Raw genomic sequence first — 18767 nt, 5'->3', positions numbered from 1 at the left:
TAATGGAGGGGCGCCAGTGCTGACCCCTTCGCGGGCTGAGCCCTCTGCCCGCGAAGGGGCCGGCCTGGACACCCAGTGAATCAGCGGTTTACAGCCGCCATGGCCGCCTGGCCCACCGCTTGCCAGTCAGCTTCGGGGCTGTCGGCATGCAGGGAGCAGGCTTTGAGCAGGGTCGCGGCGTTGAGGCCGGTTTCCAGCGAAAGGGCCTGTGCGCGGCGCACCCAGTCGATATGGGCAACGCTCTTGGCGGTTTGCTGAGGCAGCAGCGCGGTGAGCACCGCCACCTCGCTTTCGCTCCAGCCCAGCAAGGCGGCGAGGGCGGCGTTGCAGGTTTGCGACTGGACCGCCAGTTGGCGTTTGCCGGGGCGTTTGGAGACCTGTGCATTGGCCTGCCGCAAGTAGCCGAGCAGGCGCTCTTCTGGCTGGCCCAGGGTGTTGAACAGGCTGTCGTAGGCTTTGAGCAGGTGCAGGGTGTTCAAGGACAACGGCCACAGGCTTTCGCACCCCAGCCACGCCGGGTTGACGACGAAGCTGCGCAATGCGGCGGCGCCGACATTGGCCCAGCTGACAGCGCGTGCGCAGGTGCCGATCTGGCGCAGGTCGGCCAGAACCGTACTCACTTTGGCGGCATCGGGCTCGGCGTCCATCGGCCAGGCCTGGAGGGTGCGCTCGAGCAGGCGGTAAGGTGAAACATCGGCGCAGTGAGCGACCCATACCGCCAATTCCGGCAGGAGCGTGGTGTGTTCCTGCAGCAGGCCTTCGACCAAGCGCTGTTGGCGGGCCCAGGCGTCGAGCAAGAAAGCAGTAAGCCGGGTTTCAGCGGCAGCCACGTCGTCACTCCCCAGACCCAGGGTTGCGATCAAGGCGCGGACCTGCGCGGCCAGTTGCGCGTGATCACTGCCTGCCACGTTTGCGTTCGGTGGCTTGATCAACCCTGCACTGTCGATGAGCGCGTTGGCGCCCTTGCCCAGTTCGCTGAACCAGTCGATGGTCGCCCCTGTGGCCTTGCCGGGCAAAGCCAAGGCGGCCACTGCCACCGGTGTCACGGCAGTGCTGCGACCGTCGCTTGCCAGCTGTTGCAGACGTTCGAGCACGCCTGTGGTCGGGCTGGCCTCGGCATCCACCGCAAGTAGCGTCCTCATCTTGGCAACGCTCAACTTGTGGCGCCCCAACCAGTCGACCACGCCATCCAGATGAATGAGGATATCCAGCACGTCCGTTTGCGTTTCATTACCTTGCAGGAGCGTGCCAACAGTGCAATGGCGCAGGTAGGTGCGGCCGCCCAGGCACTCGATCAGGTAAAGACAGTCTTCTACCTCGAGCCTGAACAGGCGTGCGATTCGGGTCAGTCGGTACAAAGCCGACACCGTGAGCAGTGAGCGGTTGAGAGGACCGACATGCTCGATGGTCTGAAGCGCGACCGCGGCGAATGCCTCAGGTGTCAAGCCAAGCCCTGCGCACAGCTGATTGACAGTGGCTTGGTGGGCAGGGTCGTCACTGGTGTGGCTGAATGAGCCGTGGTCCAGAACCAGGGGTGTGCCGAACAGTACCGGGTTGTTGAATACCTGGTCGAACAGCGGTGTGCGGGTGCCGCTGGCGAACGCAGACACATCATGAACGAACGCGGCGAACTCTTCAGCGCCAATGCCATGGCGGCCATTGAGATAGCGATAAGCGCCCAGCATACGCAACGTATTAGGATTGAGGGTCAAGTCAGGGTTGGCATCGCCTTCCGCGCGCATGGCCGAGACGATCAGGGTATCCAACTCGGCGAATGGCAGTTTGGTCCAACGTTGCAGGCGGATCATGCGCTGCATTCGGTCGAACCTATCCAGTGAGGTATAGGCCAGATAGACAGTACGCTCGCTGCCCAGCGTTTCTTCCACAAGGGAAACAGCGTTGTTGTACTGATAGCTGTTGTCGCGGGGTTTGAAGCGATCAATGGCCCCGTTGCCGTTGATGAAAACAGCGCCATAGTTCATCGGTGTAGGCGAGCGTCGCAACGGATTGCTGGCACCGGTCTTGTTGCGGATGGGGCAATTGGGCGAGACGTGAGGGCTATGGTCTTTTTGCGAGAGCAGTGCCGTCAGCTGTTCGGCATCGACGCCGGTCTTGTCGCAGAAGACCTTGGCCCGGTTCAACAGCGACTCGCCGAGGTTACGTTGGTCAATTGCCAGGTGGGCCTGGAGATAGTCGCGCTCGGCAACGTTCAAATCACGGCCCAGAACAGGATCGCCAAGCGTACTGACATCGAACACCATCTGGCGACCGATGCGCGATTGGCCGGCAACAGTCACCATGACGTTCAATACCAAGGGGGCATCATAGTGAAGTGCCAACTCCACTCCGGGATTATCTTCGGCTTTGTAATAGAGAACAAAACAAATGCCCAAGTTACCATCCGCATGCTGATGGCTCATTTTCCAACTGCCGCCAGCACCTTCCTGAAGCACTCGACCACGCAGTTTGACTGTCTGGGATCGGCCATTGTTGATCAGGCGCATTTCTATCAGCGTATCGCTGTCAGTGTGTAAAACGCTTATGACCGACTCTTGCTCAGGTATCTCGATATGAGTGGTGTTGCTGTCCCACAGGTGGATGTTTGAAATGATTGGTGTGTACCAGCTAGGGCCTTGCAGCGACAAGTTGAAGGCTGGAAAGCGCCTTTCGGCCATTAACAGATGTTGCTGCGCAGGGCTCAAACCGGACAACAGCGCCAAGGCGTTACGTTGATCCACAGGATGGGCGGATGCTTGCAGACCCGTCCTCAGCGCCAGGTTCAGCGCACCCAGTACTGGCTTGTCACCTTCCAGCGCCAAACTCACCTGCTGATGGGCAAAGTGATAGGGAAAGACGAACGGGTGTTTTTTCTCGGCCAGCAGTTGATGCACCGGCCGTGGGTCTTCTTTTTCTACCTGGTACTTCTCGATGCCCTGGGTGAGCACCGTGTTCACCAGGTCCAGCATCGGGCGGCTCTGATAGGTGCTCTGCTCGTCGATCACCAGGCTGTCCAGGTCCGGCCGGCGCACCGCCAGCGGTATCCGCAGTGGCGACGTGGACGCGCCTTCGATCTTCTGCTCGGCAAAGCGGCGCAACGAGCCCAGGTAGGCCACCGGGCCGTCCATGGCTTCGATGGCGCCGACCTTGCAGAACTGGTCCCAGTTTTCCTTGAACAGGTTGGGGTAGCTCGGGCCGATGTCGACCAGTGCACGCACGCCGGTCTGCGGAGCGATCAGTGGCAGGTTGCGGCCTGAGGACACGATGTCTTCACGATAGGAACGGGCGATCTGGGTGGCGTAGCACAGGGCATTGTCGTAGGCCAGGTCGCCATCGGCATCGCTGAGGGTGCGTAGCTGACGGGTGAACTCGGCCTTGGGTTGACGAATGATGTCGAACACCGAGCTCATGCCCATTTCCGGCATCGCGTCGGCGAAGCTCATTCTGCCCAGCAGGCGATTTTCCGGAGTGAGCGGAACCAGGTTGTCGAACAGCGGGTTGGGTGTTGGATCCGCCAGCTCGGGCAGCTCGACCTCGGGAAGCAGGTGGTCGCCGTCGTCGAAAACTGGGTCGGGGCGTTCAGGTGTGGTCATGCGGGGGCTCGCTCATCAGGCTGATCAAGGCCAATGTTTTAGCGGGCGAGCGAAGGGTGGGGTATCCATAGAACTGATAGGTAGCCAGGGCTGTTCAATGGCGTTATGAGATGCCCTGTTGCTACCTCGAAAGCCCTGAAAACCGGGGCATCCGTGCACTGCACAGGTGTGTACGCCGAGCTGTCGCAAGGACTGGGGCGTTTTGTAGCCGACCACGCTACTGCGGAGAAATAACATCATCGCGGACAAGCAAATGCTGATGCTGGCAGGCGACCAGGTTGAATGCTGAGGTGATGGTGCCGTTTCAGGCGCTGTCGATGGTGGGCTGTCGGGTAGGCTGGATGCCTGGACGAGAAGGTGCTGTAACGGGTGCGAGGTTTCGACGGGGCGAGCTGCGGTGTGGCATGACGCGCAGTTGCTGGCGGCTGTAGGTGAGCTGGGGAGGGCGTGGATGCAGGGGCATGCCTGGACTGCGCACCTGAGATAAAGCAGGCAGGTGGGCATGTCGTTGATATCGAGCTAAACGAAGCGTCCGGGCAGGACAACAGGGCAGCGGCACTGGCGTGACCGGCCGACCTGGGCTGGTTTCCCAGGGCTGTTGGGTAAGCGAATCACCTTGCAAAAGCGGCGCGGCCTTCGCGGGCAGAGGGCTCTACCCGCGAAGAGGCCGGCCTGAACATCTGGTGAATCAACGGCCCGCGGCCGCCATGGCCGCCTGGCCCACCGCTTGCCAGTCAGCTTCGGGGCTGTCGGCATGCAGGGAGCAGGCTTTGAGCAGGGTCGCGGCGTTGAGGCCGGTTTCCAGCGAAAGGGCCTGTGCGCGGCGCACCCAGTCGATATGGGCAACGCTCTTGGCGGTTTGCTGAGGCAGCAGCGCGGTGAGCACCGCCACCTCGCTTTCGCTCCAGCCCAGCAAGCTCGCCAGGGCGGCATTGCAGGTTTGCGACTGGACCGCCAGTTGGCGTTTGCCGGGCCGTCTGGATACCAATGCATTGGCTTGCTGCACGTAACCAAGCAGGCGCTCTTCCGTCTGCCCCAAGGTGTTGAACAGGCTGTCGTAGGCCTTGAGTAGGTGCAGGGTGTTCAAGGACAACGGCCACAGGCTTTCGCACCCCAGCCACGCCGGGTTGACGACGAAGGTGCGCAACGCGGCGGTGCCAACCTTGGCCCAGCTGACAGCGCGTGCGCAGGTGTCGATCTGGCGCAGGTCGGCCAGAACCGTACTCACTTTGGCGGCATCGGGCTCGGCGTCCATCGGCCAGGCCTGGAAGGTGCGCTCGAGCAGGCGGTAAGGTGAAACATCGGCGCAGTGGGCGACCCATACCGCCAATTCCGGCAGGAGCGTGGTGTGTTCCTGCAGCAGGCCTTCCACAAGCCTCTGCTGGCGGCACAGGGCGTTGGCCAGATACGTATTCAGTGTGTCTTCGGCGATCTGGACGTCATTGGCGGCCAGCCCCAGCGAGGCGACCAGCGAGCGAACCTTTTCTGCCAGCTGCTGCTGATCGGTGTCGGTCAGCGTTGGTTGAAGCGGCTTCACCAGCCCGGCCGCATCAATGATGGCTGAGGTCCCTTTGCCCAGTTCCGTGTGCCAGTCGATGGCTGCGCCGGTGGCTTTGTTGGGTAGACCGAGGGCGGATATCGTGGCGGCGTTCACGGCCAAGGTACGGCCCTCATCGGCCATCTGCTGCAGGCGCTCGAGCAGGGCGTTGCCTGGCTCCTGTGCAGCGTCCGTGCTCAACAAGGCGAGCAGCCCGGTGACCGTGAGTTTATTGGCCTTGAGCCAGCGCACGGCCCAGTCCAGTTCCATCAGGATGTCGAGGATGTCCTTGCCAGCAGAGTCCAGCGCTTTCAAGCGACCGCTGGCAATCGACCCGCGATAGGCGCTGCCACCCAGCAAGGTCGTCAGCTCCCAGAAGTCGCTGGCCGAGAGACCGAACATCTGCGCGATACGGGCTTGGCGGTAAAGCGAGGACACCACTGCCAGCGAGCGTTTCAATGGCGTCACGGCAGTCAGGGTGTCGGCGACCAAGCGTTCGAACTCTCGGCCTGGTTGAACGCCCAGGCTTGCGCAGAGTTGCGCGACGGTTTTCTGGTGCAGTGGATCAGAGGAGTTCAGGTTGAAACCACCGTCATCAATCACCAAAGGCCTATCGAAGAGCACGGGTGTATTGAACGCTTTGTCGAGCATGGAAACCTGACCCGTCGCGGCGTAGGGCGAGACATGGTGTACGAATGCGGCAAACTCATCAGCCGCAATCGAGTACTCGCGGCTGAAGTAGCGGTACATCCCGAGTGTCCTGAGCGTATTGCCGTTGATTAGCAGTCCAGCATTGGCATCACTTTCAGAACGCATGGCGCCGATCATGAGAATGTCCAACTGAGCGAACGAGAGGCCGGTAGCCTTCTGCAGCCGGATCATGCGTTGCAGCCGGTCGTATCGCTCGAGGCTGGTATTGGTCAGCTGCCATTTATCGCCAGAGGTGGCTTTGGCCAGGCCGATAGTGTTGTCGTAGTTGTCATAGGATTTTGTGCCTGAGTCCTTCCCACCAATGCCGTTTATGTAGCTGGCTCCGTAGTGATTGGAGCGGGGGAAAGGTCTGGAACCGCGAATGCCGGTGGCCATGCGGTTGAGGGAGATGAAGTTAGGCGACTGTATGGGGGCGAATGCCTTGACTGCGAGCAGGTTTTCCGTGGCCTTACTGTCAAGGTCTGTGGAGTGAAGAAAACGGTCCAGGCCAACCAGTGGATTCATCGAGCCATGGGTAAAATCCACTCCGTAGTGCGTGACAAAAAACGCGCGCTCTTGGTCATTCAGAGCACAGTCGTCGTCAGGCGTGAAGGTGAATTTCCAAGGTGCAACCCGCTTCGAAGGTGCCCAGTCCTCGAGCTGCGACCAGGATTGTGCCGTGATCAACACATCACAGCGGCGGCCAGCGGCGTCGCTCAACGCAGCATCGGTGCCCGAATAGGTAATTATTAGTGTCTTGGTATTCAGCGTGCTGCCGTAGACAGCGTTGTGCATGTGCCATTTTTTGGCGGCTGGATAATCCTGACTGGCAAACTTGACGGGCAGCTCTCTAATAGACTGCTCGGCCCCTGTGAATACTAGATGAGCAAGTGTGTCATCCCTCGATGAAGACCACTCCAACTGCAAAGCCGGAGGCTCGACCGACTTAACGGAGGTTTGTGACGGCATCAGAAAGCCACTAGTGAAGTGCTTGTGTGACTTGAATTGTTCGGCGCCTGGCGTCAGGAATTGTTTATTACCCAGTAGATCGCGCAGTGATACATAGAAATGGCTGAACGGGGAGGCCGATGTCACCAGCGTCTCGATAGTTGGACTCAAACCTGCCAATCCAATTTGGGCGACGGTAGCGCTTATTCCTACGGATCCATAAGCAGACTCCTCGCCGAGCGGCGAGATACTCATCCGGTAGTTCAACTCCCCCAGCGTCGGCTTTTCACCGCTCAACGCCAAGCTCACCTGCTGATGCGCAAAGTGATAGGGAAACACGAACGGATGCTTTTTCTCCGCCAGCAACTCATGAATCGGCCGCGCGTCGCCTTTCTCCGTCTGGTATTTGGCAATGCCCTGGCTCAACACGTTGTTCACCAGGTCCAGCATTGGCACGCTCTGGTAGGTGCTCTGCTCGTCGATCAACAGGCTGTCCAGGTCCGGCCGGCGCACCGCCAGCGGTATCCGCAGTGGCGACGTGGACGCGCCTTCGATCTTCTGCTCGGCAAAACGGCGCAGCGAGCCCAAGTAGGCCACCGGGCCGTCCATGGCTTCGATGGCGCCGACCTTGCAGAACTGGTCCCAGTTTTCCTTGAACAGGTTGGGGTAGCTCGGGCCGATGTCGACCAGTGCACGCACGCCGGTCTGCGGGGCGATCAGTGGCAGGTTGCGGCCTGAGGACACGGCGTCTTCACGATAGGAGCGGGCGATCTGGGTGGCGTAGCACAGCGCATTGTCGTAGGCCAGTTCGCCATCGGCATCGCTGAGGGTACGTAGCTGACGGGTGAATTCGGCCTTGGGTTGGCGAATGATGTCGAACACCGAGCTCATGCCCATTTCCGGCATCGCGTCGGTGAAGCTCATTCTGCCCGGCAGGCGATTTTCCGGGGTGAGCGGAACCAGGTTGTCGAACAGCGGGTTAGGTGTTGGATCCGCCAGCTCGGGCAGCTCGGCCTCGGGAGGCAGGTGGTCGCCGTCGTCGAAAACTGGGTCGGGGCGTTCAGGTGTGTTCATGGTGTGCCTCGCTCAAGGGGGTAATCAGGCCGACTTTTTAGCGGGCCTGCCGAGAGCGGGGTATCCACAGAACTGATAGGTAGGCAAAGCCTGGCCACGCGGTTAGGGTCGCCTGTCCAGCTGAATCCGGCTCATGAACGCAAAAAGCCCGGCACAGAGCCGGGCTTCTCGGTTCAGCACAAAACGCTTACTGCACTTCCACCGCCAGGCTTTCGGCGATCCTGGCTTGCCAGATGGCTGGCCCGGTGATGTGGACCGACTCACCCTTGCTGTCGACGGCCACGGTGACCGGCATGTCCTTGACGTCGAACTCGTAGATCGCTTCCATGCCCAGTTCTTCGAAGGCCACTACGCGCGACTTCTTGATCGCCTGGGCCACCAGGTAGGCGGCGCCACCCACGGCCATCAGGTACACGGCCTTGTGGTCCTTGATCGCCTCGATGGCGGTTGGGCCGCGCTCGGACTTGCCGATCATGCCCAGCAGGCCGGTCTGGTCGAGGATCTGCCGGGTGAACTTGTCCATCCGCGTGGCGGTGGTCGGGCCGGCAGGGCCTACCACTTCTTCGCGGACCGGATCGACCGGGCCGACGTAGTAGATGAAACGGCCCTTGAGGTCGACCGGCAGGGTTTCACCCCTGTTCAGCATCTCGACCATGCGCTTGTGCGCCGCATCGCGGCCAGTGAGCATCTTGCCATTGAGCAGGATGGTTTCACCGGGTTGCCAGCTTTGCACCTCTTCGGGCGTCAGCGTGTCGAGATTGACCCGGCGCGCCGACGGGCCGGCTTCCCAGACGATTTCCGGGTAAGCGTCCAGGTCCGGCGCTTCGAGTTCAGCCGGGCCGGAGCCGTCGAGCACGAAGTGGGCGTGGCGAGTGGCGGCGCAGTTGGGGATCATGCACACCGGCAAGGAGGCAGCGTGGGTCGGGTAGTCCATGATCTTGACGTCGAGCACGGTGGTCAGGCCGCCGAGGCCCTGGGCGCCGATGCCCAGCTGGTTGACTTTCTCGAACAGCTCCAGGCGGATCTCCTCGATGCGGTTCTGTGGGCCACGTGCCTTGAGCTCATGGATGTCGATGGACTCCATCAGCACTTCCTTGGCCATCACCGCAGCCTTTTCGGCCGTGCCGCCGATACCGATGCCGAGCATGCCGGGCGGGCACCAGCCGGCGCCCATGGTTGGCACGGTCTTGAGGACCCAGTCTACGATCGAGTCGGACGGGTTGAGCATGGCCATCTTCGACTTGTTCTCGGAGCCACCGCCCTTGGCGGCCACATCCACTTCCACGGTGTTGCCGGGAACGATGGAGTAGTGGATCACGGCCGGTGTGTTGTCCTTGGTGTTGCGGCGAGCGCCAGCCGGGTCGGCCAGGATGGACGCGCGCAGCACGTTCTCCGGCAGGTTGTAGGCGCGGCGCACGCCCTCGTTGATCATGTCGTCCAGGCTCATGGTGGCGCCGTCCCAGCGCACATCCATGCCTACCCGCACGAACACGGTGACGATGCCGGTATCCTGGCAGATCGGCCGATGGCCGGTGGCGCACATGCGCGAGTTGATCAGGATCTGGGCGATGGAGTCGCGCGCCGCCGGGGATTCTTCACGCAGGTAGGCCTGGTGCATGGCCTGAATGAAATCCACGGGGTGGTAATAGGAAATGAATTGCAGGGCGTCGGCGACGCTCTGAATCAGGTCGTCTTGTTTGATCACGGTCATGGGGCGCGCTCCTCTTGTGGGGAACATTCGTTGAAAAAGCCGGTCAGGTCTTGCCTGGCGCATGGCTTTCGAGGTGCGTCAACTTGTAGCAGGTCGGCGCGAAAAAGGCGCGGCAGTATAGCGCGGCTGGATCGAGCTGACACTCCGCAATGGCGGGTAGGCGTGGTGTCGAGGCGGATACGCCGTTGGTCCGGTAGCCAGTAGACTTCGTCGAGCAATCCAAATTTGAATAGTTATTTCACCCCTTGGCCATTACTATGGCATCACGCCTTTGCACTATTACGGTGCAATCAGGGGAGGGATTCCCATTCAGCACAGCGAGCCTGCGAGTGACCGAGTCCACCCTGCAACATCTACTGATCAAGCGTTTCTCACTGGCCGCCGGCACTTACGCTTTGGTAGTGGCGCTGGTGTGGGTGGCGGTTCTGACGCAGTATTGCCGCGTGTCTCTGGTGACGGCGGTAGGCACCACCTGCCTGGTCGCGATCAGCCAGGGCGCGCTGTATTGGGTATTTCGCAGCGGTGCCAATCAACGTTTCAGCGATCCCAGTCTCACCGAGTTTCAGGTGCTGCTGGCGGTAGCCTGGCACACCTGGTTGATCGGCAATCTGGAAGTGGCACGCGGCACCTTCATGGTGATGTATGTGTTGATCCTGCTGTTCGGCGTTTTCCACCTGCCACGTCGCGCCTTCGTACGCTGTGCGCTGGTGGTGTTCGTCGCCTTCGTCGGGGTCAATCTGTGGGAGGCCTATCGCATGGCCCTGCCTGACCCGGGCCTGGCCACCCTGCAGATCTGCGCCATGCTGGTGGTGCTGTTGTGGTTGTGCATGTATGCAAGCTATGTACAAACCTCGCGCCAACGCATGCGCCAACGCCGTTATGCCTTGCAGGCCCATCAGGATACCCTGCGGGGCATGATGCGCCAGCTTGAAGACCTGGTCGCCACCGATGAGCTGACAGGCTTGTTCAATCGTCGACACTTCCTGCGCCTGGCCTCGCGCGAGCTGGCCACGCTCAAGCCCGATGTCGAGCATGGCCTGGCGCTGATCGACCTCGATCACTTCAAACGCATCAACGATATCCACGGCCATGCGGCCGGTGACCAGGTGCTGCAAGCCTTCGCGGCCTTGACCCAGGATTGCCTGCGCGACGGCGATGTGCTGGCCCGGTACGGCGGTGAAGAATTCGTGCTGCTCATGCCCGAAGTCGACGCAGACCAGCTGGTGCGGTGCTGCGAGCGGCTGCGCAGCGCCTTTGCCGACGCCGATCCGCAAGGGCTGGGCGCAGCCAATCTGAGTCTGTCGGTGGGCATGACCATGCTCAAGCAGGGCGATGATCTGGATGATGCGCTGCAGCGTGCCGACCAGGCGCTGTATCGCGCCAAAGGTGAAGGCCGCAACCGCTGCGCGGCGGCCTGGGACATGGCCGATGCCTGAGCTGGACGTCGGTGGCAGGCGCTGGACGGTGGCGGCGGGCAGCAACCTGCTCGACGCCCTCAACCAGGCCGGCTTGCAGGTGCCCTTCAGCTGTCGCGCCGGCAGTTGCCACGCCTGCCTGGTGCGCTGTGTTGGCGGTGAGCCACAGGACCGCAAGCCCGATGCGTTGAATGCCACAAAGCGTGAGCAGGGCTGGCGCCTGGCCTGTCAGTGTCAAGTCGTCGAGGATCTGCAGGTGGCGGTCTTCGATCCACAGGGCGACGGTGTGACGGCGCATGTGATCGGCTGTGACTGGCCTTCGGCAAACGTGCTGCGCCTGCGACTAGAGGCGCAGCGCCCGCTGCGCTATCAAGCCGGTCAGCACATGCTGCTGTGGACGGTTGCACCCGACGGCGTGCAAATCGCGCGGCCCTATTCCATCGCCAGCCTCGCCCAGGCCGATGACTTCCTGGAGTTTCATCTGGACTGTCGGCGCCCCGGTGCTTTCATCGACCAGGCTCGTCGCCTGAAGGTTGGCGATAGTCTGCAGCTGGGCGAAGTGCGCGGTGGAGCCTTGCACTACGATCCTGAATGGCAGGCTCGGCCATTGTGGTTGTTCGCTGCCGGCACAGGTCTGGCTCCGTTGTGGGGTGTGCTGCGAGAAGCGTTGCGACAAGGTCATCACGGCCCGATCCGATTGTTGCACATGGCCAACGAGCACTACCTGGATGAACCGTTGCGCGCGCTTGCCCAGCTTCATGCCAACCTTGCGGTAGAGCAGTTCCCGGCAGGCGAGCCGCCGCCGTTGCGCCTCCTGTCGCGCCAGACCATCGCCCTGGTGTGCGGCTCGCCGATCAGCGTGGAAGAGTTTTCCCGAAGGCTGTTCCTGGCCGGCCTGCCCAGAAGTCAGCTGTACAGCGATGTCTTCGTCGGCCGCGGCTGAGTCGCAACACGCATTCGCGGGCCACAGAGCGCTCCTACAGAAATGCAAAAGGCCCCGAGGTTTCAACCCCGGGGCCTTTGGTCTTGCAGCCAACGGCTATCAGTCGACCAGCGGGTCACCCACGTGCAGGATTTTCATCCCGTTCGTGCCACCCGTTTGTGCATAGCTGTCGCCCTTGGTCAGGATGACCCAGTCGCCCTGTTGCACGATGCCCATCTCGAGCAGCTTGTCGATGGCAGCCTTGCTCACTTCGCTCGGCGGCAGAACGGCCGGATCGAAATCCACCGGGTAGACCCCGCGGAACATCGCGGCACGGGCCTGGGTGGCCCGCTGTGGCGAGAAGGCGAAGATCGGCACCGATGAGCGCAGGCGCGACATGATCAGCGAGGTGTAGCCGGTTTCCGTGAGCGCGATGATTGCCTTCACACCCGGGAAGTGGTTCGCCGTGTACATCGCAGCCAGCGCGATGCTTTCGTCGCACCGCTGGAACTGCGTGTACAGGCGATGGCTGGACTTCTTGCTGGTCGGATGCTTTTCCGCGCCGACGATGATCCGCGCCATGGCCTGCACGGCTTCGATCGGGTAGGAGCCGGCAGCGCTTTCGGCCGAAAGCATCACGGCGTCGGTGTAGTCGAGCACGGCGTTGGCCACGTCGGACACTTCGGCGCGGGTCGGCATGGGGTTCTGGATCATCGACTCCATCATCTGGGTCGCCACGATCACCGCCTTGTTGTTGCGGCGAGCGTGCTGGATGATCTTTTTCTGGATGCCGATCAGCTCGGCGTCGCCGATTTCCACTCCCAGGTCGCCGCGGGCCACCATGACCGCGTCACTGGCGCGGATCAGGCCGTCGAGGGTTTCGTCGTCGGCGACTGCTTCGGCGCGTTCGATCTTGGCCACCAGCCAGGCGGTACCGCCCGACTCGTCGCGCAACTGGCGCGCGTATTCCATGTCCGACGCATCACGCGGGAAAGACACGGCCAGGTAGTCCAGGTCCATCTCGGCGGCAAGCTTGATGTCAGCCTTGTCTTTCTCGGTCAGGGCCGGTGCGGTCAGGCCACCACCGCGGCGGTTGATGCCCTTGTGGTCGGACAGCGGACCGCCGATCAGTACCGAGCAGTGCAGCGAGTCGGCGGTGGCGGTTTCCACGCGCATGACCACGCGGCCATCGTCGAGCAACAGTTCGTCGCCCACGCCGCAATCCTTGACCAGGTCCGGGTAGTCGATACCCACGACCTCCTGGTTGCCGTCGGTGAGCGGATGGCTGGTGGAGAAGGTGAAGCGGTCGCCGACCTTCAGTTCGATGCGTTTGTTGGTGAACTTGGCGATGCGGATCTTCGGACCTTGCAGGTCGCCGAGCAGGGCGACGTGACGCCCCAGGCGCGCGGCGATCTCGCGGATCAGACGGGCGCGAGCCTTGTGCTCATCCGGTGTACCGTGGGAAAAGTTCAGGCGAGCGACATCCAGACCAGCCTTGATCAGTTGTTCGATCACTTCCGGCGAGTTGGAGGCGGGGCCCAGGGTGGCAACGATTTTGGTACGGCGAACGGTCATGCACTGACTCCTTTATTGAAGCGCTGCCAAAGGCTACTCCTCAATTGCGCTGTAGTCATCGTTCCTCTGCACAACATGTCCAGGAATTGGCCGGGAGGATTTGCACGCACCGGCATCCAATGCCTGGGTATTGAAGATTCCCGGCAATGGGTCGATAAACCCTGATACCCCCCTGCGGCAGGAGAATCCCATGCGCGCGCTTGTATTGATTGCCCTGGCCATCGCCGTGTCAGGCTGCACCCGCTGGTCGATGGACCAGCACTTGAACAGCGCCTATCGCGCCTACGACGACGGCAACTGCGAGAAAGTCGTGCTGGAACTGTCCCAGGTCGACCGCAAAAGCCGGTCGCGGCCCTATGTGCAACCGGAGGTCTCGATGCTGCGTGGCCAGTGCCTGGAGCGCCAGAAGTTGTACGTCGATGCCGCCCAGACCTACCAGTACATCATCAACCGCTATCCCTCCAGCGAGTACGCCTACCGCGCCCAGGCGCGTCTGCAGACACTCGATCAACTGGGCCACGTGCGTCCGGGTGTGCCCGCGCAGCCACGGCCGGCGGCATTCTGAGGTAAATTTCCTGTACTCTGAAACGGCCTTGAAGAAGGCCTGGGCTACGCTGGACGAGTGGAGCTACGAAACGACAGAGGATGAACACGACACATATGCCGGATATCTACAGCAGGCCCATCATGTACACCGAACGTCGGATCGAGCGGCATCAACTGCCGTACTACCTCAAGGTCTACAACCGTCACACCGGTCGTGCCATGGGCTACATGGGCAACGTGTCGGATGTCGGGCTGATGCTGATCAGCGAGCTGCCGTTGCTGGTCGGGCCGGTGTTCGAACTGCAGGTGAAAATCCCTTCGGTCGAAGGCGAGCCCAAGCTCATCGACCTCTCGGCGCAGTGCCTGTGGTGCCATGAAGACGCCACGCCGGGGCACTACGATTCGGGCTTCGAGTTGCAGGGCCAGGTGCCCACCGAGTTCCTCAAGCTGGTCGACGCGCTGCGTCAGTATTTCACGTTCCATCCCCATGGCACGTCGGCCTGACGGGTCATCCAGGGTTCAGGTACGCGGCTGCCGCAGGCTTCGATAGCGCATCAGCGATTCTGCGGCGATCTCGCCAGGCCATGCGTCCACGACATTCACGCCGCCTGCGGCCAGCCGATCATGCAGGCGCTGGCGCAGCAGCAGGCGCTGCATCACTCCGCAGTAGAGCAGTGCTTCGCGGCGGGTTCGGACCGGCTGTTGACGCAGGCGCTCGAGTGCTTCGTCGCGCAGGCTGGCCAGCAATACCGGCCAGCGCTGCGCGGCCCTGCTCAACACCAGGGGCAAGGTCGATTCGATCCCGGCATGAAAGCCGGTCACCATCACCAGCAGTGCGTAGTCGTGTTCGTCGCGGTGCAGGGCATCCAGGACCGTGGCGGGATCGCCGTCTATCGGGCAGGGCTCGAGCTGCGCGAGCGCTTCGACCAGGCGCTGCAACTGTTCGGCGCCGGGTTGCGGTTTCAAGTGTACGGGCGACGTGCTGGAAGACACGTGCAGGCCGACGGCGAATCCGTCAGCCAGTACCGTTTCGGCCAGTTGCAGGCAAGCGTGTACGGCGTGTTTCAGGTCGTTTGAGTGGGCACCTGGGTGACTGGACCAGGCGCCACACTCGAGCAGGATCATCACCGCCCGCTCGGCCGGGATGGCGGACGGCCCGACCGTCCCCACTGCAGCAGCGACGGGGTGGCCGATCCGGGCAGCGGCCGACATTGGCCCCAGGCTGTCCCGCAAGCTTTGCAATTGCGCCACGGTGCGGGTGAACACTCGAGCGGGCATCCGCCGACCGCGCACGGGCATCAGTGCGGCACCGATGCTGCGGGTCGATTGCTGCGAGAGTTGGGCCAGCACCTGCCATTGCTCGGCCACTGCAAGCGCGTCGAAGCCCGGATGGTGCAGGCAGGCACGCTGCAGCAGGTCTCGCTGCAGGGCGGCCAACACTTCTCTCGGCCCCAGCTCGCGCAGGGATCGACGTCCTTGCTCACGAATGCCCCGCAACTGACTTCGGTCCAGCAGGTTCGGCGCACGGTGCGGCCGCTGTCGCGTCCTCATCCACCACAGGCCCGGCACGGCTGCCAGAAGCAGCGCGGCAAACACCCACAGCGCGTATCGCCCAGGCGGCTCAGGCACCGGCTCGAACACCCAGGTCACTTCGCTGCCCTGATTCAGGTACCACAGCAGCCAGGCATTGTCGTAGCGCTGGATCTGCTCGTCGGTCCACAAACGGGCATCGCTGACCAGGGTGATGAGGCCCTCGCCGTAGGCCATCTGCATCAGATGCGTGGCGCCGTTGCTGTTGGCCCAGGACTGGACCTTGCCGGTCGGGTCATCCAGATGGCGTTGCGTGTCGAAACCCATATAGGCCGGCGCCGATTCGTCTTCCAGATAGAGCTTGGTCAGCGAAGGGTAGTCGTCGCCCGCCGCAGGCGGCAGTTGCGGCAACTGCGAGCTCGACTGCACGCGAATCTGCAGGCGATCGAGCAAAGCATCCCCACTGCTGGCGCGGGCCTCGTCCCACAAGGCGTCGGCGACCGCCAGCAGGCGTCCGCCACGCTGCACCCAGCCCAGCAGACGGTCGACTTGCTGGGCCGACAGCGGCGTTTGCCGGTGCAGCAGCATCAGGCTGTGGCCGCGTGCAGGCAGCGTGTCCAGTTCGTCGCAAGTGGTTGTCGCCTGGTTGGCCAGCCCTTGTGCCTGGAGAAAGTTCCGGGCACCTCGATAGGGCGTACTCACCGACGGCTGTGAAGCGAGGATTCGCGCGATGGATTGCCGTGCAGCCTGGCTGTTCAGCGTCTGATCGAGCAGGCGCGGGCTGTCGAGATCGGCGGCGCCGGTGAGGCCGGCCCACAGCGCCAGTGCAACCAGCAAGGCCGCTGCACGCCGAGCACGCTGCCGTCGGGGTGGTCTCAACGGACCGCCACCAGGCTCAACAGCTGCCCATCGAGCCAGGCGAACTGCCCGTCGATTTCGAATCCGCTGGCGAACTGCGGCGACAGGTCGGTCAGCAAGCGCAAGCGTGCCTGCCCTTGGGCAGACCAATGCAGCACTTCGGCATGTTCAAAATAGAAGCGCTTGCCGACCAGCGGATACAGTGCCTTGAACAGGCTTTCCTTGAGGGAGAACGTCAAGGTCACCACCATGGCCACCTGGTTGGGGTCCATCCGGGCCTGCTCGTCCAGGGTCAGTATTTCCGCGCGCAGCCGTTCGGCGCGCGCCAGCGGCAGCAGGCTCTCGATATCCAGGCCCAGTCCCTGGCAGTCATCGCGGCTGGCGACCACGGCTGCGGCGCGACCGCTGCCATGGGTAATCGACCCTACGGTCTGTTCAGGCCAGATCGGCGCGCGGTCGGTGCCGATGACCGGCACCTGCGCTTCGCCGGTGAGGGCCAGCAGTGCCTCGCGTGCGCAGACACGCCCAGCCAGGTACTCGGCCTGGCGCTTGGCCACCGAACGCTGGATCGACGCAGGCGGCACGATGCCGCACCGCGCGAAATCCTCGGTCGTGAACGCGCTGTGCTCGAAACGGTTGCTGAACAACCTTGCGCCGGGCACCGATTCAGGCAGTGGCCAGTGCTGGCGCAGATCGCTCAGGCAAGCGGGGAGGGCTGTATTCATGTGCGCATTCTGCCCAGCCTCGTCGTGCAAGGGAATGACGATCATTGCACGCGCGTTTCACCGCTGAATACCAGGGTCTGGCGGCACCGCCGGCACAGGTAGCGGCGGCCTTTGCCAACCATGCCGTGGCGCTGGGCCGAAAAGGCGAAGTCGCCGTCGGCGCAGGGGCATTTGTAGAGGTAACGGATAACCTGGCGACGTTTCACCGCATAGCTGTGGCAACGGTGGGGTGTCAGCTCGTAGACACCGCGCATGATCAGTTGCCATTCCTCGCCATGGGGCGCAATGCGGTCGCCGAACAACTGATGGGCGACCAGGTGCGCGACTTCGTGGGGCACGGTCTGCCTGAGGAAGTCCTCGGTGTTCTCGCGGTAGAGCTGTGGATTGAAGCGCAGCAGGTTTTCATGCAGGTGCGCGACACCGGCTTTCTGCCCGCGCAGCTTGGTGCTGACCACCGGGCGCCGGAAAGGCCGCTTGAAAAACAGTTCGGCCTGGCAGAAGCAGGCTTCGACGCGTTGATTGAGTTGCTCGGGCATTCTTTGACACACTCCAGATGCGCCGATTATGCCGCAACGTCCAGGCATTGCCGAGCCACCCGTCGGTACCACGCGCAGGTATCGCTTGCCGCGGCGCTACACCCAATACATCAAAGCGCGTAAAATGCCCGGCTTTTGTCACACACCTCGCGGATCCTGTCGCCATGGGCACTCTTTCGGTCAACCAGAACAAATTGCAGAAACGCCTTCGCCGGCAGGCCGGTGAAGCCGTCGCCGACTACAACATGATCGAAGACGGCGACAAGGTCATGGTCTGTCTTTCGGGTGGCAAGGACAGCTACACGATGCTCGATGTGCTCCTGCACCTGCAGAAGGTGGCGCCCATCGCTTTCAGCATCGTCGCCGTGAACATGGACCAGAAGCAGCCGGGCTTCCCCGAGCAGGTGCTGCCGGCCTACCTGGAACAGCTGGGCGTGGAGTACCACATCGTGGAGAAGGACACCTATTCGGTGGTCAAGGAGCTGATCCCCGAAGGCAAGACCACCTGCTCGCTGTGCTCGCGCCTGCGTCGCGGCACCCTGTACAACTTCGCTGACCAGATCGGTGCGACCAAGATGGCCCTGGGGCACCACCGCGACGACATCGTCGAGACGTTCTTCCTCAACATGTTCTTCAATGGTTCGCTCAAGGCCATGCCGCCCAAGCTGCTTGCCGACGACGGGCGCAACGTGGTGATCCGGCCGTTGGCTTACTGCCACGAGAAGGATATCCAGGCCTACTCCAACTTCAAGCAGTTCCCGATCATTCCCTGCAACCTGTGCGGTTCCCAGGAAAACCTGCAACGCCAGGTGGTCAAGGACATGCTGGTTGACTGGGAGCGCAAGACGCCCGGCCGCACCGACAGCATCTTCCGCAGCCTGCAGAACGTGATGCCATCGCAGTTGGCCGACCGCAACCTGTTCGACTTCCACAACCTGCGCATCGACGACAGCGCCCCGGTGCGGATCGCCAATGTGGTGAACCTGTAACACCGCGGCGCCCCGTTCGCGGCCGATGGCCGCTCCTACGGGAGATCTGGATCGCCGTAGGAGCGGCCATCGGCCGCGAAAGCCTAGACCCCCTGTAGGAGCGGTCAGTGGCCGCGAAGGG

The 18767-nt window shown here is 62.4% G+C and carries 12 protein-coding genes; 5 read left to right on the top strand and 7 right to left on the bottom strand.

Annotated elements, in window-relative coordinates; all coding sequences use genetic code 11:
* Positions 1 to 80: 80 nt before the first annotated feature.
* The 3 genes from IFT76_RS05645 to IFT76_RS05635 all read right to left on the bottom strand — a co-directional run bounded on the left by IFT76_RS05645 (position 81) and on the right by IFT76_RS05635 (position 9550).
* Positions 81 to 3590, bottom strand: a complete 3510-nt coding sequence (locus tag IFT76_RS05645; protein WP_192057600.1) for a Tc toxin subunit A — start codon at positions 3588 to 3590, stop codon at positions 81 to 83.
* 688 nt (positions 3591 to 4278) lie between these two features.
* A complete protein-coding gene (locus IFT76_RS05640) occupies positions 4279 to 7689 on the bottom strand; it encodes a Tc toxin subunit A (protein ID WP_274603803.1) in 3411 nt (1136 codons plus the stop codon).
* Positions 7690 to 8026: 337 nt separating this feature from the next.
* Positions 8027 to 9550 (bottom strand): fumarate hydratase, encoded by a 1524-nt coding sequence (locus IFT76_RS05635; protein ID WP_122479347.1) that lies wholly within the window; start codon positions 9548 to 9550, stop codon positions 8027 to 8029.
* Positions 9551 to 9879: 329 nt separating this feature from the next.
* Here IFT76_RS05635 and IFT76_RS05630 point away from each other — a divergent pair, with 329 nt between their 5' ends.
* Complete coding sequence (locus IFT76_RS05630) at positions 9880 to 10986, top strand: GGDEF domain-containing protein (RefSeq protein WP_122479346.1); 1107 nt, start codon at positions 9880 to 9882, stop codon at positions 10984 to 10986.
* Positions 10979 to 11908: an iron-sulfur-binding ferredoxin reductase gene (locus IFT76_RS05625; RefSeq protein WP_192057598.1), complete on the top strand. Its 930-nt coding sequence runs from the start codon at positions 10979 to 10981 to the stop codon at positions 11906 to 11908. The genes IFT76_RS05630 and IFT76_RS05625 overlap by 8 nt, the downstream gene beginning before the upstream one ends.
* Positions 11909 to 12007: 99 nt before the next feature.
* Here the strand turns inward: IFT76_RS05625 and pyk are convergent, their stop codons facing one another.
* Positions 12008 to 13462 (bottom strand): pyruvate kinase, encoded by a 1455-nt coding sequence (pyk, locus tag IFT76_RS05620; RefSeq protein WP_122479344.1) that lies wholly within the window; start codon positions 13460 to 13462, stop codon positions 12008 to 12010.
* Between the two features lie 190 nt (positions 13463 to 13652).
* Between pyk and IFT76_RS05615 the strand changes: the two genes are divergently transcribed.
* Positions 13653 to 14027, top strand: coding sequence for a tetratricopeptide repeat protein (locus IFT76_RS05615; RefSeq protein ID WP_056843377.1), 375 nt, complete (start codon positions 13653 to 13655; stop codon positions 14025 to 14027).
* Positions 14028 to 14149: 122 nt separating this feature from the next.
* Positions 14150 to 14512: a PilZ domain-containing protein gene (locus IFT76_RS05610; RefSeq protein ID WP_122479721.1), complete on the top strand. Its 363-nt coding sequence runs from the start codon at positions 14150 to 14152 to the stop codon at positions 14510 to 14512.
* Between the two features lie 15 nt (positions 14513 to 14527).
* Here IFT76_RS05610 and IFT76_RS05605 read toward each other — a convergent pair whose 3' ends face one another.
* Genes IFT76_RS05605 through IFT76_RS05595 form a run of 3 tightly spaced genes read right to left on the bottom strand, consistent with a single transcriptional unit; the run spans position 14528 to position 17657 of the window.
* The gene (locus IFT76_RS05605; protein WP_192057597.1) at positions 14528 to 16417 is read right to left on the bottom strand and encodes a DUF4350 domain-containing protein; all 1890 of its coding nucleotides are present in this window, start codon (positions 16415 to 16417) and stop codon (positions 14528 to 14530) included.
* The gene (locus tag IFT76_RS05600; protein WP_192057596.1) at positions 16414 to 17121 is read right to left on the bottom strand and encodes a 4'-phosphopantetheinyl transferase family protein; all 708 of its coding nucleotides are present in this window, start codon (positions 17119 to 17121) and stop codon (positions 16414 to 16416) included. Before IFT76_RS05600 ends, IFT76_RS05605 begins: the two co-directional genes overlap by 4 nt.
* 41 nt (positions 17122 to 17162) lie before the next feature.
* Positions 17163 to 17657: a SprT family zinc-dependent metalloprotease gene (locus IFT76_RS05595; RefSeq protein WP_122479342.1), complete on the bottom strand. Its 495-nt coding sequence runs from the start codon at positions 17655 to 17657 to the stop codon at positions 17163 to 17165.
* A 164-nt stretch (positions 17658 to 17821) separates the two neighbouring features.
* On the opposite strand from IFT76_RS05595, the gene ttcA reads away from it, so the two are divergent.
* A complete protein-coding gene (ttcA, locus tag IFT76_RS05590; protein ID WP_122479341.1) occupies positions 17822 to 18646 on the top strand; it encodes a tRNA 2-thiocytidine(32) synthetase TtcA in 825 nt (274 codons plus the stop codon).
* The last annotated feature ends 121 nt before the right edge of the window (positions 18647 to 18767 follow it).

The organism is Pseudomonas sp. CFBP 13727 (assembly GCF_014841915.1).
In the GTDB taxonomy this organism is placed as follows: domain Bacteria; phylum Pseudomonadota; class Gammaproteobacteria; order Pseudomonadales; family Pseudomonadaceae; genus Aquipseudomonas; species Aquipseudomonas baltica.
This window is presented reverse-complemented; position numbering and strand designations above follow the sequence as displayed.

Coding starts and splice junctions, on each gene's coding strand:
- IFT76_RS05645 (WP_192057600.1), bottom strand. CDS start 3,590: ATGACCACACCTGAACGCCCCGACCCAGTTTTCGACGACGGCGACCAC.
- IFT76_RS05640 (WP_274603803.1), bottom strand. CDS start 7,689: ATGAGCTTCACCGACGCGATGCCGGAAATGGGCATGAGCTCGGTGTTC.
- IFT76_RS05635 (WP_122479347.1), bottom strand. CDS start 9,550: ATGACCGTGATCAAACAAGACGACCTGATTCAGAGCGTCGCCGACGCC.
- IFT76_RS05625 (WP_192057598.1), top strand. CDS start 10,979: ATGCCTGAGCTGGACGTCGGTGGCAGGCGCTGGACGGTGGCGGCGGGC.
- pyk (WP_122479344.1), bottom strand. CDS start 13,462: ATGACCGTTCGCCGTACCAAAATCGTTGCCACCCTGGGCCCCGCCTCC.
- IFT76_RS05615 (WP_056843377.1), top strand. CDS start 13,653: ATGCGCGCGCTTGTATTGATTGCCCTGGCCATCGCCGTGTCAGGCTGC.
- IFT76_RS05610 (WP_122479721.1), top strand. CDS start 14,150: ATGTACACCGAACGTCGGATCGAGCGGCATCAACTGCCGTACTACCTC.
- IFT76_RS05600 (WP_192057596.1), bottom strand. CDS start 17,121: ATGAATACAGCCCTCCCCGCTTGCCTGAGCGATCTGCGCCAGCACTGG.
- IFT76_RS05595 (WP_122479342.1), bottom strand. CDS start 17,657: ATGCCCGAGCAACTCAATCAACGCGTCGAAGCCTGCTTCTGCCAGGCC.
- ttcA (WP_122479341.1), top strand. CDS start 17,822: ATGGGCACTCTTTCGGTCAACCAGAACAAATTGCAGAAACGCCTTCGC.